The following is a 24,244-nucleotide window of genomic DNA, read 5'->3' on the forward strand; positions in this document are numbered from 1 at the left end:
ATCCCTTTGGTAATGAACTTTACCGAAGGGATTTTTATTAGCTTCCAAGTGCTTTTTTAAGTATACCGTCCCGTCTCGCTTTTTTAGTCGCTTCGTATTCATCTTTGAAATTTTGCGCGTAGGACTTATCATAGCCATTTGCAGCCAGATCTTTTTCTACTGCACCGATTACTGCATAGAAAACTGTATCCGTGCTCGCTTCTAGATTACCAGCAGCGGCTGTATATTTATTGTAAAAATAGCCGAAATCCACTTTTTCTCCGTTTGCTTTTTTACCGTTATATTCGCTTACTGCGTGTCCGATAAGTGCATTGATCTTGGAGTCAGCTTGCGCTTCTAGTCCTTCTAGTGCTGGTCTGTATTTGTCTTTTATCGATGCAACTGTTGGTTTTTCGTTAGAGGATGTTGTTGTCGTACCACTTGTGTTGTTTTCTGTACTTGTTAGATCTGTGCTAGATCCAGCCGTCTTTCCAGCTAACTTTTCACTGTTTGCTGATCCACTTGTCGTAACAGTATTTGTATTGTTTTCAGATGACCCTGTCTCTTCGACAACAACTTCTCCTTGTTCATCGATGATAAGCGTACTTCCATCCGGCAGCTCCACTTTATATGGATCTGCGACAATCTCACTCACTTCTTCATCTGCCACATCATACTCCTTAAACTTGAACATATAAAGCAAGTATCCTCCTGCTCCGAGTATAATAACTAAAGCTACTATAAAAAAGATTTTCAGTTTCTTCATAAGATTCTCCTTTGTCTGCACGTTTATATCTTTAGTTTAGCATGAAGAATAATAGAAGAGTAGAGAATAATGTCAGATAATGTAGAAAACCCCTTCACATGTTAAAAATGTGAAGGGATTTGTGTATTACTTTTGAAATATAAATGTAACTTTAAAATCAACGTTTAATGCAGAGCCATTATTTACAGTTACAGGAAGTGTGATTGTCTCACCATCTAAATCAGCAAGTGAATCCACTTTTGCAGGTACTTGATTTGTTAGATATTGAACAGCTTCCTGTGATGTTGGAGCATGTCCATTTACTTTTGTTACGCCTAGTTCACTAACAAATTTTGAATAGAATCCTTTTCCTAAATAAGAAACAAAATCTTCAGGTTTTAAATCTTTTTTCAATGTAACAGTGAAAGAATTAGCACCATCCGATACAGCTGTTGCTTTATCTGATTGTGTTGTATTAAGCAAAGTTACAAAAGCTGCAACTTTTGTATCTAAAATTTGTTGTTGAGATGGATTAGAAGGCGTATCATCTCCGCCACCGCCTGATACTGGTGGAGTAACCGGAGTTACTGGTGAAGTATCGCCAACAGCAGCTTTCACTTTAGCCACTTCCGCTAACAATGCAGCAACGAATTTGTTTGTTGAAGCATTTGGAAGACGGTGTAATAGAGCTTCAATTTCTGCAAACTCAGCTTTAGCTTCTACTTTTTTACCAGCTTTCAATAAATCGTTAATCTCTGTAATTTTCATAGTGATTGTTACAGGTACCATTAATTCATTACGTTTTGCATCTGCTGGCTTTTTGTACTCTTCCAGTAGAAGATCACGAGCTGCTTTACCAGAGAAACGGTATAAAATCGCTGTTCTACCTTTTAGTTGGTACGATAATTTGTGATAACCTTTTTCCACAGCTGCAAAGTCATTTCTTTCTTGCGCCGCTGCGATTTCATTCATAATTGGCACTAAATATTTTGTTGCATAGTTATATGCATCAATATATGGTACTAATCCTCCTGAAACTTTTTCGTTGTAAAGCGTATCAATCTCTTTCAACTTCGCATTTTTTTGCGCAGTAGATAGTTTAGAAGATACTACTGCACTTCTAGTAAGTTGATAGTTTTTCTTCGCGCTATTTAACGCAGGGTATAGCGTGCTACTTGGTGCTAGTTTCCCATTTAGTGACGGATTCACATAATGTGTCGTCGCTTTGCTCAGTTCTGCTTTCACCTTATTCACCGATTGGTCCACCGATGAATTTGTCGCCCCTAGTGCAGCGGATGAAAATGATAATACCGATGTTGTTAATAATACTGCTGCTGTCGTTTGCTTGATAAAACGTTTACTCATATTTCTCCTCCTCCTTCTTTTTAAATAATCGCTCAATAGTTTGCGATATATTTAGACAATTCAATATTACTATTTAACTGGAAAGTATTCAACTTTTTTATTGGATTGGTTTTCCAGTAGCGCCAAAAATGATATGATAAATTAAAGATAACGCAAGAAAGAAAGAGGGAGAATAATGTATCAACGTCTAGGGAAAAAAGGTAAAACGCAGCATGTCATTTTAGGAGTGGACATGTGGACTAGTGAGTTGATTGAAAAACTCAAAAATTCAGGAAGATGGAATATTTCGGTTATCGATTATGATGCTGAGGCGGACAAGCTTGCATTAGGATCTACTATTTTTTATTCTCCTAACTTAGCAAAACAAGAACTAGTAAATTCGAAGAAAATAGTTTTCCATAAATTCTTGGATCCAAAAATGAGAGGCTAAAAATGTTCCCTGTGTGAGGAACAATTTAGCCGTAGTTCTCGAGTTTCTTCTTACACGGGGACAGCTGAAAATGCGTCTATTTCTTCAAAATACTTTTGAACCGTCGACGTGGATACTTCGAACATGGCCGCTATTTCTTTATTCGTCCATGGGAATTCTTCAGCAGATAAACGTTCTTTTGCAAAACGGATAGCACCTGCTGCTACAGCTCCCGCTTTTCGTGGGTTTGGAGCACATTCTGTTAAGTAGGAACGGTAAATATGGATAAGTCGATCGTTATTTATCGCTTTTTCGTTCATCATTTCTTCCAATGCTACTAACATTTCCGTTTGTTTTTCTGTCATGTTAGTGTCTTTTTGCTCGTCGATGTCACTCTCGAGTTTCTTGTTTTCGTGTTCGATTTCCGGTATGTTATGATCGCTTGTTTCACTTTCATGGATGAACGTTAGGCAGTCCAGCATATGTTCTCTGTAAAATACTTGTGTATCCAGGTTGCTTTCTTCGGCAAGTTGTTTTACTTGCTCCAAACCATTCGAAATCTTACTCGGCAGGAATGCAACTCCTGAAAGAACCATTATGGCATTAGACCCTCTACGGCTATCCGGTAACACGATGCCTACCACATAACTTCCTACGCTAGCTTTTGAATCTCCGCCTAATGTATCTAGTTCATACACATTGCCATCTACTATTTCCTTCAATTGAACAAACCCTTGCTGTTGCGTCTCTAATACTTCGCCAATAATCATCATAGGGCTTGTCCACTTCTCAAGCACTTGAATGACTGAAGGACGAACCGTTTTTTGCAATTGTTTTTCTACATACTTCTTCCAGATGTCTTGCTTTTGTAGAAGTAAATAGTAATCTACCAGTTGCTGCTCGATTCGATTTGGTGGCCAAAATCCTCTTAACCTCGAATTCCATTTGCCCAGTAGCATACGAAGCTCATGTATATCTTTTCGTTCTGGATATTCAGAGTAAAAGTTTTTGATGATCGAATTTAATTCGTTGTCGACCACTTGCTGAATCGATACGACTTCTTTGCCGCCGTGGCACTTTTTATATTTTTTTCCACTGCCACATGGACATGGGTTATTGCGTCCTATAGTCATTAATATCCCGCCTTTTTTACCTATCATATAGCTTAGTATACTAGTGTTGCAAACTATTCTTATAATGTTCTAACATTCAGCAAAGTTCGACTTTATTCTGAATAATCCTGGGGATGCTTCCCTGGGTTAAATACAATTGAACGAGACATATAGGAATATTTTAGGCAATATCGGAATGTGCACATTAAAAAGCTCTATTAAGTGGCTGCTGGGATTTCCGCTTCGGGCGTACGCTTTCCGCGGGGTGAGTGATGTGCCATCACCGCCGCTTCGCGTTCGTTGTGATGGTTCATCTGTCTCACCAGAGGAACGAAGGCTAAGAGCGCCACATCAAAAGGAAGGCAATCTAAGTTCGCCGCTTCCTGCGGCAACGATTGCATGACCCACATCCTGTGGGCCTCAACGCCTTCGTGACCATCATCCTGATGGCCTCCCGCTGGAGTCCGCCTTTCGCTCCAATCATGGGAATTTGCTAACTTATAAGTATCGTCCTTATATCCAATATGTGGTTGAACGAGACATAATCTGCTGTGAAGACGACAAACTAGCTTTGAATGCGACAAAGACTATGCCGAACGCTACTAAGCTACTACTGAAAGCGACAAAGTGCAAATTCAGTTAATCTGTCTTATGCAATTTCCCTTGGAAGCTTCCTTGTGTCTGACACAAGAACGGGATAGCACAGGGACGTGACTATAATAGGAATATTAGTCCCTTCCATCTCATACCATTTATATAAAGTGAAGCTTCATTTAAGTAGGGGGTTTCTGCCCGTTAAGGCGGGATAAAAAGAACGCAGGAGGAATTTCGTATCGTATGTTCTAATTGTGGTCACGAACAAGCCATCGGAAACTTTTGTGGTATATGCGGAGAAAAATTAGAAGAACCGAGTGTTGAAGTGAAAAAAAGATCTTCTGTTCAACAGGCTGAACCGAATATTCGTATAGAGAAGATCAAAGAGAAGTCCAAAGTCTATAGAACTTATTTTGTGCAGCAATTTAAAAACCCTTCGCGGGCATTTGAACAAGGAGAAAAGGATTTTTCGAATGGTCTAATTAGCATTCTTTTGTTTGCCATCGTGTACACTGTTTCTTTATATTTAGTTGTTAATCGGAATTATTTTGGGGAGTCTTTAGGCTTTTTTCCTTTTTTCTTTCAGATTATGTTGCTAGTCTTCTTGCTATTTGGGATTGCGGTATTTGCACTGTTTATTCCGAACAACTTTTTTGGTTCGCCGAATTCGTTGAAGACTATTATTAGTTTTTATGGAGGTCAATTGTCTCCCGTTGTGGTGAGTGTTGGGGTTGCATTTTTGTTAATGGTTATTCAATCATTTACATATGGGCAGCTTGTGTTGGTTGTTAGTTTTGTATTTGGTTTGTTTGTATTGCCGCTGTATTTGGTTAGTTTTTTAGCGACTAAAAAGGTACCGGGGTTAGATCCTTTGTATGGTTTTATTCTATATATTTTGGTGTTTGTTTTGTTATTTTTGATTTTGTTGACTATTTTGGCTGGGACGATGTTAGGTACTTATTTGGATCGTATGATTTATTTGATATGAATGAATTATAAGTAGCTTAAAAAGCTTCTATTTATATGTCCGCTGGGATTTACGCTTCAGGCGGACGCTTTCCGCGGGGTGAGAGATGAACCACCACCGCTGCTTTAGGGGAAATGCATAAAACAGACGGCTGCTTTTGCTCTTTGTCGCTTTCAATAGTAGTTTTGTAACGTTCGGCATAGTCTTTGTCGCGTTCGAGGCTAGTTTGTCGTGTTCACAGTAGATTATGTCTCATTCAACCATTTATTGGATATAACGATGATACTGATTAGTAACAATAAAGCTATGTAGAGATGTCACTTCTCTACATAGCTTTTTCTGATTATCTGGTCAGTTTTTCTCTCAGTTTTTGTAGTAATCGTTCTCGTCTTTTTTTAATGCCGGGTATTGTAATTCCTGCGCGTGTTGCTGCTTGTTGAAGTGAGATTCCTTCGACAAAAATCCAGAGTAGCAGTTCCCGTTCATTTTCGGTTAAGCTTTCTAAAGCCATTCCTAAATCTTCGTGGATGAAGCTTGTGACAAGCGACTTTTCTAGTAGAAGGGTTAGTTTTTCATCTTCTACCACATCGATGTAGTCTTCCTGGTGCTTTTCCTTTTTTAGCTCATCCAGCATTGCTCCGTATATGCACCGATAGGCATACGGTGTGAAATCCCCTTTTGTTTCATCGAACTTCACCCATGCTTTCCATAAGGCAATTCTTCCGGCTTGTCTATAAAGTTCGTGGTTTTTGTAAATATGCAATTTGCGAATGCAGGCGGAAATCATTGGTTCGTATTGCGGCAGTACTTCTTCAAAAGTGCTCACTGTGCGTTCCTTTTGACTCGTGCACGATTCGGTTATTCCTAGGTAGGTATAGGATATATGGATTTTAGGGAACGTACTAATGGGCGTATGCACAGTTTGGTGGCAAGAAACGACATGTTTGGTTGGGGGAAGTTATTAATTTGTCGCTATGAAAGATATAATACTGATACAAATCAACATTTTTTCTCACATAGCGACATTTAGGCAACAATATAGAGTTAGGGCGGAGGTAAATAATTTTTAACACAAAAAAAGCGACAGAAGATTTTCTTCAACCGCTTTCCTTTTTAGCTTTGATCAGGAGATATTAAATTTGAGTTTTTTTACTCTGAATTCTCCATTTTGCTAAATATATTCATCGCTGTGTGTAATCGTTGTTGTTGTTTTAGTAATACATTTTTGGAAGCTTTTACTGTCATGTGAATTCCGTTATCAAATACGATTTGCGATTTTCCATTACCTAACTCGTTTACGGAGAAGTGATGATTAAAAATCCAAACACACTCTATATTTTTGTATGATAGTGTTGGAAATGCGCCAAACTCATTTGGTTTAATGAGAACCGGCGTTTTCTGATAGTAATCCAGGATTTCTCTAGTTGCTTTCATACGTCCCTCTAAAGTAGAAGCATACCGCATGCAAGCATAGTTAAGTAACTCCAGTACAGACATTTTGGAATAATGAATTCCATTTGTTGTTGTGATTTTCGATTTGTAGCCATTCGTAAAAACCGATTCAACTGCTAGTACCCTTCGATTGATAATTATAGAATCCTTTTCTAACAAACCAATATCCTCCTTTTCTCCCCTTTCTTCTACATATTATCAAATATACAAAACTATGTATAGTCGAAATTGACAAATAATAATAAATTACTTGAATCTTTTGATCCACACTCTATATGCAACGAATTATTCAGAACAGTTAGTACGCAAGGATGTAAAAGTAGTCTATACTATATTTATGTAACTATCAGAATAAAGGGAGAGTCAGTGGAATGTTAAGAAGATTCATCGTATTTTTTGCTTTTATTATTCTTTTATTTTCTAGCTTTAGTAATGCCTCTGCAGCACCGCTATATAAGGACGTTGGGGATGATCACCCAGCGAAAGCGGAACTAGATTTTTTAGCTTCAAAAGGCATCATAACCGGTGGCCCGGGACGAACTTTCGGAGTGGATGCGGAGATCACTCGTTTAGAAGCGGCAGAAATGATCGTGAAGTCTCTTGGCCTTGATACATCGAGTCCGGTAAATCCGAATTTTACAGATGTTACTCCTGATCACGTAAGCTTCCCAGTCATGGCAACCATTGCAAACAGTGGGATCATGATAGCCGATGAAAATGGAGCATTCAATCCAGATGCCCCTTTCACTAGAGGAGAAGCTGCTGTATTTATCGTAAGGTCTTTTGATCTAAAAGGGGCATCGAAAACGCCATTTGTCGATGTGTCACCAACTTATTGGGTTACAGAAGCAATTAGTACGCTGCAAGCAATGAATATCGCAACTGGTTATCCAGACAATACATTTAAACCTTTAGCTAACATCACGAAATCAGATTTTGCCGTATTTATTGCGCGGGCAATAAATCCAGATTTCCGAATAAAAGCACCGCCTGCACCAGCACCTGCTCCAAGTACACCAACAGTTCCAACCGTTCCTGCTTCTTGCGAAAAGCCAAGCAAGGCAAAAACAGTAAAAGTGAACGTTCAAGTTACATCTCTTTGGCACAAACCTGGCATAGATAGAGCCGTTGATCGTCCTTCTATTTCTACTCCAGTAGATATTTCTAAATGGATGAAAACTATGAATCTTAAACAAAAATGGTGGCTTGTAGATAAAACGGATACGCAAGCGTTGTTCGGAGATGAAGTCGTCGTCTTACAAAAAAGCGGAAAATGGTCCAAAATAGCAGTCAAAGACCAATACGTTCCTTATCAAAAAGAAGGTTATCCTGGTTGGGTTCCTACATCGCATTTATTCGAAACAGCAACGGATACGACTGATTGTTCAATCGCTATAGTGAATGCAAAATCTTCTACTCTATATAGTGATACAAATAAAAAGAATAAATATATAGATATCAGCTATACAACAATCCTTCCCGTCATTAAAGAAGAAGGAGAATGGCTACATGTACTTACTCCACAAAACGGCGTCAAGTATTTGCCTAAAAAAGATGCGAAAGTACACAAAAATTACGCGGCAGTTCCAAAACCAACACAAAAGGATATTGTGAATAGCGCCAAGATGTTCTTAGGACTTCCTTATCTTTGGGCAGGTACATCCTCCTTTGGGTTTGACTGTTCCGGCATTATTTACTCTGTGTATAAAAACCATGGGATTCTCATTCCTCGTGACTCGTTTTACCAAGCAACGAAAGGAACACCCGTCTCTAAGAGCAACTTACAACCTGGTGATCTCGTATTTTTTGCAGGTAACGGAGGAAAAGGAAAAGTGTATCATGTAGGACTATATATCGGAGATGGCAAGATGCTCCACGCACCAAACGCATCCGACAAGGTGAAAATCGAATCTATATCAGCTGGGGTTTATAAACGAAACTACTCTGGGGCTCGGAGATACCTAGATAAATAGATAGAAGATAGATACACACGAACTCAACTTGTTGGGTTCGTGTTTTTTTGTTTCTTCCCCTTTTTGGTCCTCGTGTAAGATACAACTCTGAATTGTGTCTTACATCAAAAAATGCAAAAAAAGAAACAGCTAGGCATTTTGCCCAGCTGTTTCTCACAACTTATTCTCCAACAGTAACGTTAATCACTACTTCTTTTTTATCATACTCAGCAGTTATAGTTGTACTTCCCGGAGCTTCTCCTTTCACTACACCTTTTTTTACAGAAGCTACTTTCTTATTTTCTACTTTATACTTAGCATCTTTCGTCACATCTTTTTCTGTTGTTGTTCCATCTGCTGCCGTCGTTACTTCTTTTATCGTTAGTTGTGCTTGTGTCCCTTTTGCCAGATCCAATTGTGTTTGATCTGCCGTTAGTGTTACTTCTGGTTCTGTAACCGTTACATTTATAGTTACTTGATTTTTACCATAAGTAGCGGTAATTGTTGTCGTTCCTGCTTTTTCCGCTGTTACTAAACCATTTTTCACAGATGCCACTTTACTTGATGCTACTTTATATTTAGTAGATTTAGTTACGTCTTTTTCAGTTATTTTTCCATCTGCTGTTGTCGTTATTTCTTTGATTGTTAGTTGTGCTTTTTCTCCTGGTACTAGGTCAATTTGTGTTTGATCAGCAGTTAAAATTACGCCTGGTATAATAACTTCTGAAGCTGTTACGGTTACGTTGACAATCACGCTATTTTCACCGTGCGTGATGGTGATTGTTGTGGATCCTTCTGCTACAGCTGTTACTAATCCGTTCGTAACTGTTGCAACGGATTCGTCTGCTACTACATACGTAGCTGCTGCAGTTACATCTTTATCCGTTGCTTCTCCTTCTGCTGGCGTGGATGTTTCTGTAACAGCAAGTTGCGCTGTTTCTCCTGTCGCTAAATCTAGTTCTGTAGGGTTAACAGCAAGTGTTACTACTGGTGCCTCCCCTTCAAAGATTAATGCTTCGCCTACATTGCCCGCTGCATCTTCAATTACAACAGTCACGGAATCTGTGCCCGCTGTTATTGGGAATGAAAACGATCCGTCTTGCGCCAAGTCGAATGGCACTGCATCTGCTGTTTCCCCGTTAACAGTCGCAATATATGAAGCGTTCAACTTTTCATTTAAGTCAAACTCTAAACCGTACAAATATAATTCTTCATTATATTCAATATACTTATCCGTTACTTGCCCAGTTGCCACTCCATCTGTAACTGTACCTGTAATTTCTGGTTCAGTTGTTTTCACGACAACTGGTCCAACGTAGTCACTAACTACGCCTGAAGTAGCAAGTGCTGTAAAGTCAATTGTGTATAGACCATCTGGAATCGTTGTTGCAGGCGCACTGCCCCACGGTTTGTATTGTCCAGCTACGTTTAGATTATATGATCCTTTTCCAAGTGAGGAGCCTGCATGCAGGTAGCCAATATAGCCGTCTCCATACTCTCCACCTTCAGGATTCATGATGTCCCAAAGTTCGATATAGTTAGTTGTTACGTCCCCTGTCAATGTGAATGAAAGCACTGCTGAATCTTTCACACCATCTCCATTAAAGGAAAGGTCCGTTCCTGAAATTTTCATATCTTTAATTTCTGTTGCAGTAACTCCACCAAAATCAGCTGCGAATGGCAATGAAATTTCAGAACCGCCGCCATTAATGTTGATATACCCTAGTATTTCAGAGCCGTTTGGTGCTGTAGCTTTAGAGGCAGTCAACGTAACATTTAACAGTTGCTCGCCGTTCAACGTGAATGTTGGTTTATCAACCGTCACTTTGGCATCACCAAAAGTTTTTGTCGTATCAACTGTTACTTCATAAGCCCCTCTCGTACCCTTCATATCTTTTACTAGAATTTGTTTTGTAACGGAGAGATTTTCTTTTAATGATTGCGGACCAAATGTAACCGTCCCTTTTAAGTTTTCAACAATCGCTCCACTTCCATCTTGTACTGCTTGATCAACTGCATAAGCAAGTGTATTTGGATGAGCTGCTGCATATGCATTTACTCGTCCTGCACCTTGCGCGAATACATCGTATTTAGATTTGTTCAGCACTTTAGCTGTATTGGAAAGTGCAACTTTTACATCGAATGCATTCCAATCAGGGTTTGCTTGTTTAACAAGAGCTGCAATCCCTGCGATATGTGGTGTAGCCATCGATGTTCCCGTTTTGCGATCATATGCTTCATTGTAAACCGCATCTGGGAAATCTGTTTTGTACATTGGAATGGTCGACATAATATTCGTACCTGGTGCACTTACATCTGGCTTAATGTCAAAGTTGGGTGTAGAAGGTCCACGTGAACTAGAGTTATTTACTTCATCTCCAACAGTTGCTGTGGAGTTAAAATTACCAAAGGAAACTTTTCCTTCTCCCGCATTTAACGCTGCACGAATTGCATCCCCATCTGTTTGGGACAAGTCGTATGTTGGAATAAATGCAAACGAGTCACCTAGAAATGTTCCAGATGGATTTGGTGCATTCGTACCGCCTGCAAAGTTATGAATAATCGTTGCAACTGCTCCATGTTCTTTCGCATAGGCAATTTTATCGACAAATGCAATGCCACCACGAGAGATCAATGCAACTTTGCCGTTCACATCGATTCCTTGATAATCTTTTGCTTCGCCGTTTCCAGGAACTGCTACTAAGTCAAATTCACCTTGAAGTTGTGTTGCTAAATCTTGACCAAAAGTAGTACCCATTAACTGTAATTGTTTTGTTAGATTATAATCACCAACTGTAACATTCACTTGCCCGTTGTACATTGTTTCCGGATTAGTTGTGTTACCGACTGCGATACCTAATCGAGCTGTAGCTGGAGTTCCCATTGTCCCACGGTTAGGACCGGAATTACCCGTAGCAATTACAGAAATTGTACCAGCCATCATTGCATTATTGATCGCAAATGATCCGCTATCTGTTTCTGTGTTAGCACCGCCACCAAGTGATAGATTTATAACATCCATGTTTTCAATAACAGCTGTGTCAATTGCTTTTACGATACCGGAAGTAGCTCCACTTCCATATGCCCCAAGCACACGATAAGCGTAAAGATCTACTTTAGGTGCAATTCCTTTAATGCCGTACTCATTCGCACCGATTGCAGCAATAGTACCTGCAACATGGGTACCGTGAGAAGTATAGAATGAACTTCCAGTCGCATTAAATTCTGGCGTTCCTGCTGGGCGTTCTGACGGCAATGTTTCCGATGCATCGTTATCTGCACGAGTTTTTGCGTAAGTGGATGAATTCGGAATAAAGTTCTTTCCGCCTTTATAAATGTTTGCGAATTCTGGATGATCTGCATCGATTCCAGTATCAAGTACTGCAACTTTGATGCCTTGTCCTTCGATTCCTTCATTCCAAAGTTGTTCGATACCTAGGAATGAAATACTCGTATTCATCTTTGCATCTACGATTGTATCTTTATTAATCGTAGAAGGTTTCGTCGGTTTAGACTTTTGTGGCTCTTCCGATGCATAAACGATTGTGTCCGGTTCTACTAGTGTAATCCCTTGAACAGTAAGTAGTTTCGGAAGGTCATTCGCTTTTACAACCGCTGCAAAACCGTTTAATACTGTATCGAATGTATAACCTTTTTTAATCGTAATATTTTTTATCGTCAATTCTTTTTGTACGGATGTTTGTTGTGCTTTTACTTTTGATCTTACTTGATTTTCTTGTGACGTTGAAAAAGATCTCCCTTTTAATTCGTAGATTCCCTTTTCCAGTGCCACTGGTCTTTCAGATAAATGAATGATAACTGCAACTTCTTGATTTCCTGAAAGGTCTTGTAACTCTTTGTGTAGCTTCGGTCCACCATCTATTAAATCTAACTGTTCAGCGACCGCTGCTTTTAATTGCATAGTGCTTTCGCTTGGAATGTTTTGTTTAAATGGTTTTACTTCTGTGTTCGCAGAAGCTGTTATAGCCGGACTGAACATCGTAAAGACCATAGCTAGTACCATAAATAGGCTAAATAACTTATTTACTGTTTTTTTCCTCAATTATAATTCCCCCATTTCTCCCGGATAGTTACTCTTTGAAACTATTAGTTTGTCCAACTTTATTGCTAATATTTTTATTTCGGCTCCTTCCTGTGAAAATGATGGGAGTTACATAGAAAGTAACTCTCATCATTTCGAACTGTTTTTTATCTATGTGTCAGTTCATGGTGTTTTTTTATAGTTGAATCTTACACAGAGACAATTTTCACAATACTTTATTGAAATTTTATTAGATTCAGAAAATTATAATAACATCATAATATTACTTCATACTTTTTGCCATACTTATTTTTATTGTAAAATTTGTATAGTCCGAAGATACTAGTTAAAAACCTCTCGATAAATTAGGTGAATAGTAGTTATTTTGATGGTTGTTTATCATATTTTGGAAGATTTTCCTGGAGAGTTGGAGTGATATGTATCAAAGTTGGAAGAAGTTCTTTTTTATTTTCGGGAGTTTGGTCTTACATAGAAACATTCTATTCTAGAATTCTCTTTTATTAAAAATGCGTCCTGTCTAAGACTCAATTTAAGCATCTTTTTATGATTAAGTCTTACAGGGATTTTCAAATATTTTGTAGACCCTTTGTCAAACTTTGAAGAATAATGCAGAATGTTGGGAGGGGCATATAAGTTGGAGGAAAGCTTATCTTATAAGAATGCAAACAAACCAAAAAGTCTTTGTCTCCTATTCTGGATTATTTTAGAATTGTGTCTTACTCAGGACAAAGAAAAGGGCAGTTGAATAAACACATTCCAACTGCCCTTTTCTTAAACTATAGTTATGTGATTGTTTTTTAGATTTATTGAGCTCATTCTTGTATTATTTTTTTACTCTTTCCAATGGAATATCTGTTAAGTCAGCTATTGAAAGTGCTGTGTTTCCTTTTCTGTGCATTGTAAGGACCATTTTTTCCTCGGTTTGGAGTGCACCTTGCTCTATTCCTTCTTTTATAGATGAAGTGAATTATTAAATAACTAGAAACAAAAAAAGGCGGTCAAAAAAAATCCGCCCGGTGTTCCTTATCATACATATGGCATTTGACAAACCGGCCTGGAGCTACTTCCGTCTCACGAGGAATCACATGTACACATACAGCCTTTCCAAACTTGCACCGGGTATGAAATGCACAACCAGTTGGCGGGTTGGAGGGACTTGGTAGGTCACCAGTTAATATAATTCGTTCCTTTTTGATGTCTGGGTCGAGGGAAGGAACCGCTGACATAAGTGCCTGTGTGTAAGGATGAAGTGGTTGTTGAAATAATTGTTTTTTATCGGACAGCTCCACAATCTTCCCTAGATACATCACTCCGATTCGATCACTTACATGTTTGACTACGCTCAAGTCATGGGCTATAAAAATATAAGTTAGTCCCAATGTTTCTTTTAGATCTTGAAACAGGTTTAAAATTTGCGCTTGTACAGAGACGTCTAAAGCGGAAACTGGTTCGTCGGCAATTATTATGGAAGGGTTTACGGCAATCGCTCTAGCTATGCCAATGCGTTGTCTTTGTCCTCCACTGAATTCATGCGGAAAACGCCCAATATGATTAGAACTTAAGCCCACTTTCGATAATAATTCTTTTACCTTTTCTTTTCTTTCTTTAGCGCTTTGTCCTAGTTGATGGGTTGCAAGTGCCTCGCCAAGAATAGCTCCGACGGTCATTTTCGGATTAAGTGAAGCATAGGGGTCTTGGAAGACGATTTGCATATCCTTTCGCATTTTTCGTAAATCTGTTTGTTTTAATGTTGTCACTTCATTTCCTTTGAACTTAATTGATCCTTCTGTCGGTTCGATTAATCGTAGGATACTTCTTCCCATTGTTGATTTACCGCAGCCACTTTCTCCTACTATTCCAAGCGTTTCTCCTTCGTTTACTTCAAAGCTGATACCGTCAACTGCTTTCACAAAATGATGACGCTTATTAAAAAGGCTTTTCTTTATAGGAAAATAGGTCTTTAAATTCTTCACACTTAGTAGTGGCTGATTCAAACTGGCACCCCCTGGTTCTCATACAACCAGCATCTAACAAATTGGGAGTCCCGTTTAAATAATGGTGGATTTTTCTCGTGACATTTTTCGTGAGCATGCTGACATCGAGAACGAAATGGACAACCTGTTTTAATAACACCTAGACTTGGCACGTTTCCCTCTATAGGAGTTAGCCTGTCCTCATTTACACTATCGATATCCGGGATAGAATTTAACAGACCAATCGTGTATGGATGTTTTGGTTGTTTAAAAAGAGTTCGTACATCTGCTTGCTCCACAATTTGCCCATAGTACATGACGATTACTCGATCCGCCATTTCTGAGATTACCCCTAAATCATGAGTTATTAATAGGATAGAAGTACCGTATTCTTCCTGTAACGTATTCATTAAATCTAATATTTGAGCTTGAATGGTCACATCTAATGCCGTCGTTGGTTCATCCGCAATGAGCAGTTTGGGATTACAAGCCATAGCCATTGCTATCATGATTCTTTGTCTCATTCCCCCAGATAACTGATGTGGATATTCATCGACAATGCTCTCTGCCCTTGGAATACCTACTTTTTTTAGTATTTCAATTGTTTTTTCTTTGCTATTTTTCTTATTGGCAAATCCGTGTAGATGAAGTACTTCACTAATTTGCTTGCCGATTTTATGCACTGGATTGAGGGAAGTCATTGGTTCTTGAAAGATCATGGATATTTTATTTCCACGAATAGCACGCATCTTTTTTTCGGAAAATAAATTAATATCTTTCCCTTCAAACATTATTTCTCCCTCTGTGAAACTAGTGCCCTTCTCTATTAAACCCATTAGGGAAAGGGCTGTCACGCTTTTACCACAACCTGATTCACCGACTAATCCCACTGTTTCTCCTTCATTTATATGAAAAGATAGATCCCTAACAGCTGAGATTGTACCCGCTTCATCATCTTGAAAGGAAATATTGATATTCTCGACTTTTATTAATTCGATTGTCAATGGTCTACCTCCTAGTGCTTAGTGGATGAAACGAGTTGTCTTTATTCAGCCTCCATAAAATACTGATAGGCGATTTCAGCGATACGAGCGATTGGTTCGTCACCTTTGTACTCTAAAGAACTGCCTGTGGAATAGACAGTAATGACAAATTCCCCTTTGTTATCTGGTAAGTAAACGATACCGGCATCGTTGTACATGGTCCCTAAGCTGCCGGTTTTGTTCGCCACTTTTTTATTTCTTGGCAATAAACCACCTATACGCTGCTGAAAATGCTGTTTGAATAGAATTTCTCGAATCTCTCTTGAACAATCCGGGGAGATGAATTCATCTAATGCTATCTTTTCCAATAATAGACTCATATCTTTAGCAGAGCTTACATTATTCCCTGTGCTATTTTGAAATACAATACTATTCCAATCGTACTCACCTTCTATTAAACGTCTAATAATCTCATCAAAAAGTTCTAATCTATACGGTTGGGATGGTATACCGGCACTTAAACTTAAAAGCTCCCAACAAGTGTGTTTAATATAAATATCATTCAATCCCATTTGATGCATTCTTTCCTGAACATGATCAGCTCCACCAACTATACTCAGCACTTTATCTGTAGCTAAATTATCACTAACGATTATCATCATCGTGGCCAAGTCTTTTATAGTCGGTTCTATCCCGTATTGCATTTCTTGAAATACGCCGGATCCCGGCACATAATCTTCTTCGTTTAATCGAATTCGTTCATGTAAATTAATTTCGCCGTTATTAACCTTTTCATACAAAGTAGCTAAAATCGGAACTTTAAACACACTGGCCATCTGAAATAATTGATTTCCTTGGATATTTACTTCCTCTTGCGTCCCCAAATGTTTTATATAAATACCAAATGTAGCATCAATGTCATGAATATAAGATTCGATTCTTTGTTGAAGTGTCATATAATCTCTCCTTTTATTTTGATCGAGGATCTAAAGCATCCCGTAGTCCATCCCCCAATAAATTAAATCCTAATACTACTAACATAATGGCAAGTCCCGGAAACAAGGTCATCCACCATGCCTGACTTAAAAATGACTTCCCGACGAAGACAAGCGCACCCCACTCTGGGTTGGGAGGCTGTGCACCAAGGCCAAGAAAGCTAAGCGCGGCTGCAGATAATATGGAACCACCAAATTCTAAAGTTGCTAAAATAATGATAGGAGAAGCAACATTCGGCAAAATATGCTTGCAAATTATTTTCCAGTTTTTCACTCCAATTGCTCTGGATGCTTCCACATACTCTGTTTCTCGAATAGACAGCACTGAACCTCTTACAACTCGTACGAATGATGGGACTACAGAAATAGCTACCGCTATCATGGCATTCGTTAATCCGACTCCAAGAACTGCAACAATAGCTATCGCCATAAGCAACGAGGGAAACGTCATCAATATATCGATAAATTGCATAATGTAAATATCTAATTTGCGATAATACCCTGCTAATACACCTAAAATTACGCCGATTGTACCCGAAAGCGTCACTGCAAATAGCCCCATTAGTAAGGAGACCCGTCCCCCGTACAACATTCGCGTCCAAATATCTCTTCCAAATTCATCTGTACCTAACCAATGTGCCATGCTCGGGCCTTGTAAACTATCTTCAAAATTCATTTCATTGATTGGATATGGAGCAATAACTGGTGCTAAAGCAGAAGTTATGATAAAAAAGAGTAGAATCATGGCTCCAACTACAGCACCCTTATTTTTCTTCATTTTTTTAAAGAAATTCGCTACAGAAGATTGTGTATTAGTTTCGAGTTCAATTGGATCCGGATAAACAAGTGAAGTAGGATTGTTTCCCAGTATAATCTCTCCCCTCTAGCTCCAGTTAGTTATTCGTATTGAATGCGAGGATCCAGTTTTGTATACAAAAGATCAATTACAAAGTTTACGATGATAATCATTGCCGCCATAAATAAGAGCAATCCTTGTACAGTCGGAATATCACGGGTTGAAATCGCGGACACAATTAAACTTCCAAGTCCAGGAAGCGCAAACACTGTCTCAGTAACAACTGCTCCCGCCATTAAATAGCCAAATTGCATACCGATTAGGGTCACTACAGGTATGATGGCATTTTGTAAACTATGCCTAAATATCAATCGATAAGTACCTGCTCCCTTTGCTCTAGCAGTGCGGATATAATCCTGTTTAATCACATCCAGCATGCTCGACCTAGTCATCCGAGCAATACTACCTGCAGTGCCTAACCCTAAAGTGATGGAGGGCAGTATGAGCGAGTAAAATCCATCATATCCAGAAATCGGGAAAATGTTCAGTTGATACGAAAATAGAAGTATTAAAAACAAAGCAATCCAAAAGCCAGGAGCGGATATTCCAATTAGAGCAAGAACCATTGCAAGTTGATCGTATATAGTATTTTTTTTCACTGCAGCTATTACACCAATGATAATTCCAGTAATAGAACCAAAAATAATACTATATAACGCTAATTGAGCTGTAATAGGAATACGATTTAATATTTCTTCCACCACGGTATAGCCTGTTATATATGAAGTTCCAAGATCGCCTTGGAACGCTTGGAACATATAAGAAAAATATTGGACAAGAATAGGGCGGTCCAGCCCTAATCTCATCTCCAATTCCTTAATAGATTCCTCCGTAGCAAAATCTCCCAATATATGATTTACAGGATTACCGGGAATCAAATGAATAATTATGAAAACTAGCACAGATACTCCAAATATAGTTATGATCATAGTGAATATTCTTTTGAATAAATAGGATGACAAGTAAACGCCTCCTCTGCTTTGGATTATATGGCCAATTACTTACTTATTTGCTTACTTTCACACTAGGCCAATCTATCGTATTGTTAATAGGATGTATTTCAAAACTTTCAAAGTTGCGGATCGCAGTGACATTTTCTTTTACGTACAATGGTATAAAAGGAGATTCTTCCACTAACATTTCTTGTGCTTCTTCATAGAGCTTTGAGCGAGCATCTTGTTTCATTTCAATAGCAGCTTTGTCCAAAATGCTATATATTTTCTCATTTTCATAATGTAATCTTTTGGATTTATCTTTACCGAAGAGTAAAAAATTCAATACATCTGCATCTGGCCAACCGTAGCTCCAAAGTAGCATCTCATGCGCTCCCTTTGGTGTTTGTTCAATAATCGTTGCGGCTTCTTTCACTGAAATGGTGATTTTCATTCCTATTTCCATCAACTGATTTTGTATGACTTGCGCCGCTCTTTGATTGGCTGGATCATCATCCACCCATAAGTCTACTGAAAATTCCTTACCATCTTTCATCACGACTCCATCTTTATTCGTCTCATTCCATCCAGCTTCGGATAACAGCTTTTTCGCTGCTTCAATATCTCTTGTATATTTTTCCCGAGCCATTGTCTCAATTTTTTCACTGTATCCAAATACTGTTTTTGGTAATGGACCAAATACCGCTTGCGCCTCGCCATTTAATGTATTTTGTATAATTGATTCTCGATCAATCGCAAGTGCAATAGCTTGTCTTACTTTTACATCTTGGAAAATAGGTTGCTTATTATTCCATCCCAAGTAACTTAATGTGTCGCTTTGCACTCTCTTAATAGTTACTTCTGAATCTTTCTCAAGATCTTCAATATATTGATATGGAACGTCTAACAAGACATGCACATTCCCTTTCTTAAATTCTAAAATTCTTGTCTCTTCATCCGGAATGAATCGAAACTTCACACTATCAAAACCAGGTTGACCTCTCCAATCAAAATTCTTGTAAGGCTCATAAACAAGTGAATCTCCTCTATTAACTTTCACTAGCTTTAACGGACCAGATCCACTAGGATTTTTCTCAAATCCTTCCCCCTTCGCATTCAAAACAGAAACATCCAAGGGCGCTAAAAATGGAGTCGTTGCATTAATGAAAAACGGTGCAAATTGATCCTTCCATGTGATTTTAAAAGAGTAGTCACTTAAAACTTCGATACTATCTATATCTCCCGCATTCGTACTAAACGGTGAAGACGAAACTAATCGTTCAAAAGATAACTTTACAGCCTCCGCATTAACCGGTTTTCCCGAATGGAATACCGCATCTTCTTTCAAATTGAAAATAACTTCTTTCCCATCCCCTATCACTTCATAATCTGTGATAAGATTCGGAACAATATTGCCGTCATTATCTTGTTTTAACAATGTATCATATAGCGGTATATTCGCTTCACCCGTCGAAGATGTTCGATGGATATCCACAGAGTCTGGCTCCGAAACCAAACCAACTACAATTTCTCGATCATTGCCTTTGTTAACACCTGAATCCTTTGAGCGATTACATCCAGATACGATTAGCATGAAGACAATTAACGCAATAAAAATTACATATCGTTTCCTGTTCATGAATAAATGACCCCCAGTATTTTTTATTCAACTGTTGTAAAGACTTGCTTGTCCCAAAGAAATTTTAGTATCGTAAACTACTATATTCGTGACACTTTAGAGTTATGCGCAATTCTGGTCCCTGTGTAAGACACGATTCTGAATCGTTTCTTACGCAGGGACACTATCGAACACAAAAAGAAAAGCCCCTCAATCGATTTCTCGATTAAGAGACTTACCTTATTCCACGTTCTAATCTAGGGTACTAAGTTAACAAGTAATTCTAAACTGTTTCCAACTCAGGTATACGACACTAAATGCCACACGAAAAGGCCTTTGTTGTCTTTGTTTCATTGTACTTCCCTTACAATGCGTCCCTGTGTCAGACACAATTTGGTTACAAAGTTCTACAGGTATTCGAATGGTGCTGAAAATGCGTCCATTCATAAATGTTTTGGAGTTATGTCTAGCGCAGGGACATAACTAATAAAAGGGTACCCGGTTCAAATTTCTCCAGAACCGGATACCCTAGCTTCATATTAGTACATTATTTTATTCTTTCCCAGAAATATAAGCCCACTTGTAGCTATAATCTCCAGTAAACGGGTGTGCAACAATACCATGCACATAAGGTTTTTGTAACGACATAGAACCTGTTTGATATAAATTGACAATAGATGCCTCTTCTTCAACTACAACTTTTTCAGCTTCTGCTAATGCTTGCCAACGTGCTGTAGGATCTAGTGCAAATTCACCTTTTGCTTGATCTAGAAGCTTATCGAATTTTTCATTAGAGAATGACATATTGTTTTGAGATGACTCGGATTGGAACAGGTCCAAGAATGTAACCGGATCCTGGAAGTCAGGTGCCCATCCAGTGCTCTGAATATCATAATCTTGAGCAGCATCTAAATCTAATTTAACATTGAATGGAAGGCTCTTTATTTTAAGTGTAAGCCCTTTAAGGTTTGACTCCATCTGTGATTTTAAGTAAGCATCTAAATTTTTGGAAAGCTCGGTATCACCAGTAATATATTCGAATGTCACCTCAGTCAGGCCTTCCTCTTTCATGCCCTCTTCCCATAATTTTGCGGCTTCTTCTGCATTGAATGGAAGCATGTCCCCGTTTACTTCACGGAAATCCTGTTTGTTTTCATCGAATGCAAAACCAGTTGGTACAAGGAAGTCTGCTCGAATAGAACCGTTTGCAAGAACAACATCAACCATATCTTGCTTGTTGAAAGACATTGCCAGTGCTTGTCGTAACTTCACATTGGAAAGTGGTGTCTTTTCCCCATTTCGTTCTTGATTGAGTTTTAAATAGTAGACAGTCGGTTTCAAAACTTGTTCCACTTCTACATCATCTGTATATTGCATCGCGTATTCTCCAGTGAGCGTAACACGATCTTTTTCTCCATTATTATACAAGTTAACGGATGTACCTGGTTCTTTAATTACATCTACGTTGATTGTATCAAGCTTTACCGTCTCTGCATCCCAATACTCCGGATTTTTTTCCATTGACCAAGATAGACCAGTTCCATCCCAGTTTGTCAGGATAAACGGACCATTGGATAATAAATTATCAGAGTTTACAGCATAGTTCTCGCCTTGTGCCATTACGTACGCTTCATTTTGAGGATAAAACGTTCCAAATGCCATAAGAGATATAAAATAAGGGACTGGACGTTCTAGTGTAACTACTAACGTTTTGTCATCCTTCGCCTCTACTCCCAGTTCCGATTTATCCATCGAGCCTTGAGAAATTTCTGTTGCATTTTTAATAATGCCAGTCATCATATAAGGTCCATAGGTCGATCCGGTAGCCGGGTCAACCGCACGCTGCCACGCAAACACAAAGTCGTGCGCAGTAACAGGAGTACCATCTGACCATTTAGCATCACGTAATTTAAATGTATAAGTTATACCGTCTTCACTAACCTCAGGCTCGCTTTCAGCCATAGCAGGAACCGCTACATTGTCTTGGTCTAAGCGGAACAATCCTTCCGCAATATTGTTTAGTACATTGAAAGAAACAGCATCATCCGCAAGAACCGAGTCCACAGAAGGAATCTCTGCACGCTCTACTAAATTTAACACTTGTTCTTCATCGAGCTTTTCGCTTGTTGCCTCGTCTGTACCTTCCGCTTGTTCTGCGTCTTTTGTATCCACAGAAGTCTCGGCGTTGTCCCCCTCGCCGCAAGCTGCTAGAAAGATACCTAGGACCAAAATCATTCCTAAAAGCCAAAATAAATTGTTTTTCATCATAAACATCCACCTTTTTACTTTCTTGAAATAATAAATAATTATTTCTCTTTCTATTATACATGAATCTACTAAATTGTTGTAAGTTATTTCGGAATAGTTAAAAAATTTTATACATTTTCATATTATTTCTGTGATAAGATACTAAAATATTTGCAAAAATAATGACGAATATTGGCAGAAAGCTTATGTTCGAAGTTGTCTCTTCCACAAAGACAATAAAAGCAGTATCCATGTATATATTAATACATGGATACTGCTTTGTTATTTCTATCTTCCACAAGAAGAAACCTTCTACATCGGAATATTATCCTTTACTATAATCGATTTTCCATCACTTTTTGGTATGCTAAAAATGATTGGTGTAGAACCTTTTCTTGCAATTAGCCCACTAATGATATTATCTTTGACAATCATGTTACTGTAACTTTGAGCAGACAGTCTTAAGCCATTTTCGTTTATCCGCCCACCAGTAATAATATTAGAATTAATAGAAACGCCGCTTATATTAGATACATTTATATCAATCATATAACCAGTTAAATTGACTGAATCACCTGTCCTAGAAGATGAACTGAAAATATTATTACTAATACTCAATTCGGACACTTTAAAATCGTCCTTAACTCCCTCTTTTCCTTTTATACTAATGGGATTATCTGATAAATTGTATGCAGTATTATTATTAAAGTTTAGGAATCTCAGTGCTGAATCAACTCCTGCTTTACCTCCCTCGACGCTTAATACCTTTCCTCCATAGTTCTTCCCTACTCTACCTGAAAAAGTATTACCTGAAATATTAATACCTTCAGCTCCTGTATAAATAGAGATAAAGGCTTCTGTTATAAGTTTAAAAGTATTTCCATTTACTGTTAGGTCATGGATATTGTCTAGAACTAATGCTTTGGAGGCACCAGAAAATTCATTTCCCAGCAGTTCAATCATGCCTATATAAGGTGCTTTATCTGAACTGATAGCTGAAGGATCAAATACTTTTGAATAAAAGTAAATAATACCTTCTTTAGCTAGAAAATGATCTTCGATTGAATTCCCCACAATTTGTGCTTGTGAAAACTGTGTATCTGGTTTGTCACATACGACTTGAATGGCGCTTTGCGTATTGTTATTGATTGAGTACCCAACTTCAATGTCGTTACTATTGATTTGAATGTTATGCACATCACCGTTTTCGAAGAACATTGCAATCTTTGCATAGGATATATGGTTATTCGTAATGATACTCTGGTGTAGATTTACATTATTATAATGAATTCCATATTCAGCTATATCCCACAAATGATTTTCCGTAATGATCACGTTTCTATTTCTGTTAATAACCTCAATACCCTTTTTTAGTTTGTAAAAATGGGACTTGGATATGTTTACCCCAAATGTGCCATCTAAAATTAATGCTGTTCCTTCATGATTATTAGAGTAGACATGAAGTTGTTCAATCACTGGTGAAAGTTCTTGTTCCAAACCGACATTTGAAAGAGGTTCAGCACCACCATTCGTTTTGTTTCCTTTTAAATGAAAAGCAGCAAAATCTCCACTCAAAAGAATCTTTGCATTATTTGCTTGAATCCCTTTGATATTAGTTAAATCGATTTTTATCGTGCTACTAATCAAATAAATCTTTCCTGGCTCTAATCTAATAATTCCTTCTTGTTGTGCAGCTTGCTTAAATGCTTCCGTATCATCCGTTTTTCCATCACCAACAGCCCCAAAGTTATTTAAATCGATGTATCCAGAAACTTGCATAGATTGCGTATTTTCCGCCGCTAAACTACTTTCAACATTTGAGATATACAACAGTAATATAAAACTCATTAAAAACGATATGATTCCGATACCCCAATGGTGCAAACTTACGATTTTTATGTCTTCCGTGTAAACGCTAAAATAAAGTGAGCAGTTTTCTACAAATAAGATTGAGCAGTTTTCCTCTTACTAAATCACTTCCTTTATACTTAATTGTATAAAT

18 protein-coding genes are annotated in these 24,244 nt (G+C 38.2%); 3 read left to right on the forward strand and 15 right to left on the reverse strand.

Annotation, left to right across the window (positions count from 1 at the left end; genetic code table 11):
• Positions 1 to 37: 37 nt before the first annotated feature.
• Together BMZ04_RS03495 and BMZ04_RS03500 are read right to left on the reverse strand one after the other, a co-directional pair.
• On the reverse strand, positions 38 to 745 hold the full coding sequence (locus tag BMZ04_RS03495) for a hypothetical protein (RefSeq protein ID WP_093265347.1): 708 nt from the start codon (positions 743 to 745) through the stop codon (positions 38 to 40).
• Between the two features lie 126 nt (positions 746 to 871).
• On the reverse strand, positions 872 to 2,089 hold the full coding sequence (locus tag BMZ04_RS03500) for a hypothetical protein (RefSeq protein ID WP_093265350.1): 1,218 nt from the start codon (positions 2,087 to 2,089) through the stop codon (positions 872 to 874).
• Between the two features lie 175 nt (positions 2,090 to 2,264).
• Here BMZ04_RS03500 and BMZ04_RS03505 point away from each other — a divergent pair, with 175 nt between their 5' ends.
• Positions 2,265 to 2,519, forward strand: coding sequence for a hypothetical protein (locus BMZ04_RS03505; protein WP_093265353.1), 255 nt, complete (start codon positions 2,265 to 2,267; stop codon positions 2,517 to 2,519).
• Positions 2,520 to 2,569: 50 nt separating this feature from the next.
• On the opposite strand, the gene BMZ04_RS03510 is transcribed toward BMZ04_RS03505, so the two are convergent.
• Both BMZ04_RS03510 and BMZ04_RS03515 read right to left on the reverse strand, forming a co-directional pair.
• The gene (locus BMZ04_RS03510) at positions 2,570 to 3,631 is read right to left on the reverse strand and encodes a YecA family protein (protein WP_177184306.1); all 1,062 of its coding nucleotides are present in this window, start codon (positions 3,629 to 3,631) and stop codon (positions 2,570 to 2,572) included.
• 197 nt (positions 3,632 to 3,828) lie between these two features.
• Positions 3,829 to 4,011: a hypothetical protein gene (locus BMZ04_RS03515; RefSeq protein ID WP_093265359.1), complete on the reverse strand. Its 183-nt coding sequence runs from the start codon at positions 4,009 to 4,011 to the stop codon at positions 3,829 to 3,831.
• Between the two features lie 518 nt (positions 4,012 to 4,529).
• Here BMZ04_RS03515 and BMZ04_RS03520 point away from each other — a divergent pair.
• Complete coding sequence (locus tag BMZ04_RS03520) at positions 4,530 to 5,192, forward strand: hypothetical protein (RefSeq protein WP_093265362.1); 663 nt, start codon at positions 4,530 to 4,532, stop codon at positions 5,190 to 5,192.
• A gap of 322 nt (positions 5,193 to 5,514) precedes the next feature.
• On the opposite strand, the gene BMZ04_RS03525 is transcribed toward BMZ04_RS03520, so the two are convergent.
• Both BMZ04_RS03525 and BMZ04_RS03530 read right to left on the reverse strand, forming a co-directional pair.
• Positions 5,515 to 5,997 carry a sigma-70 family RNA polymerase sigma factor gene (locus BMZ04_RS03525; protein ID WP_093265365.1) on the reverse strand — a complete coding sequence of 161 codons (483 nt, stop codon included), beginning with the start codon at positions 5,995 to 5,997 and terminating at the stop codon, positions 5,515 to 5,517.
• A 323-nt stretch (positions 5,998 to 6,320) separates the two neighbouring features.
• Positions 6,321 to 6,782 carry a competence protein ComK gene (locus BMZ04_RS03530; protein WP_093265368.1) on the reverse strand — a complete coding sequence of 154 codons (462 nt, stop codon included), beginning with the start codon at positions 6,780 to 6,782 and terminating at the stop codon, positions 6,321 to 6,323.
• A gap of 212 nt (positions 6,783 to 6,994) precedes the next feature.
• Between BMZ04_RS03530 and BMZ04_RS03535 the strand changes: the two genes are divergently transcribed.
• Positions 6,995 to 8,596, forward strand: a complete 1,602-nt coding sequence (locus BMZ04_RS03535; RefSeq protein WP_093265370.1) for an NlpC/P60 family protein — start codon at positions 6,995 to 6,997, stop codon at positions 8,594 to 8,596.
• A 160-nt stretch (positions 8,597 to 8,756) separates the two neighbouring features.
• Here BMZ04_RS03535 and BMZ04_RS03540 read toward each other — a convergent pair whose 3' ends face one another.
• The 9 genes from BMZ04_RS03540 to BMZ04_RS03580 all read right to left on the reverse strand — a co-directional run bounded on the left by BMZ04_RS03540 (position 8,757) and on the right by BMZ04_RS03580 (position 24,090).
• Positions 8,757 to 12,638 carry a S8 family serine peptidase gene (locus tag BMZ04_RS03540; protein ID WP_255367778.1) on the reverse strand — a complete coding sequence of 1,294 codons (3,882 nt, stop codon included), beginning with the start codon at positions 12,636 to 12,638 and terminating at the stop codon, positions 8,757 to 8,759.
• Positions 12,639 to 13,636: 998 nt separating this feature from the next.
• Positions 13,637 to 14,632, reverse strand: a complete 996-nt coding sequence (locus BMZ04_RS03545) for an ABC transporter ATP-binding protein (protein WP_093265373.1) — start codon at positions 14,630 to 14,632, stop codon at positions 13,637 to 13,639.
• A complete protein-coding gene (locus tag BMZ04_RS03550; protein ID WP_093265376.1) occupies positions 14,629 to 15,615 on the reverse strand; it encodes an ABC transporter ATP-binding protein in 987 nt (328 codons plus the stop codon). Before BMZ04_RS03550 ends, BMZ04_RS03545 begins: the two co-directional genes overlap by 4 nt.
• A 41-nt stretch (positions 15,616 to 15,656) precedes the next feature.
• Positions 15,657 to 16,550, reverse strand: a complete 894-nt coding sequence (locus tag BMZ04_RS03555) for a serine hydrolase (protein WP_093265379.1) — start codon at positions 16,548 to 16,550, stop codon at positions 15,657 to 15,659.
• A gap of 13 nt (positions 16,551 to 16,563) precedes the next feature.
• A complete protein-coding gene (locus BMZ04_RS03560; protein ID WP_369802622.1) occupies positions 16,564 to 17,418 on the reverse strand; it encodes an ABC transporter permease in 855 nt (284 codons plus the stop codon).
• A 68-nt stretch (positions 17,419 to 17,486) separates the two neighbouring features.
• A complete protein-coding gene (locus BMZ04_RS03565; protein WP_143128264.1) occupies positions 17,487 to 18,407 on the reverse strand; it encodes an ABC transporter permease in 921 nt (306 codons plus the stop codon).
• 43 nt (positions 18,408 to 18,450) lie between these two features.
• Positions 18,451 to 20,016, reverse strand: coding sequence for an ABC transporter substrate-binding protein (locus BMZ04_RS03570; protein ID WP_093265385.1), 1,566 nt, complete (start codon positions 20,014 to 20,016; stop codon positions 18,451 to 18,453).
• 531 nt (positions 20,017 to 20,547) lie between these two features.
• Positions 20,548 to 22,260 (reverse strand): peptide ABC transporter substrate-binding protein, encoded by a 1,713-nt coding sequence (locus BMZ04_RS03575; RefSeq protein ID WP_093265507.1) that lies wholly within the window; start codon positions 22,258 to 22,260, stop codon positions 20,548 to 20,550.
• 294 nt (positions 22,261 to 22,554) lie between these two features.
• Complete coding sequence (locus BMZ04_RS03580) at positions 22,555 to 24,090, reverse strand: pectate lyase family protein (RefSeq protein ID WP_143128265.1); 1,536 nt, start codon at positions 24,088 to 24,090, stop codon at positions 22,555 to 22,557.
• Positions 24,091 to 24,244: the final 154 nt, after the last annotated feature.

The organism is Psychrobacillus sp. OK032, from assembly GCF_900111345.1.
Classification (GTDB): Bacteria; Bacillota; Bacilli; order Bacillales_A; family Planococcaceae; genus Psychrobacillus.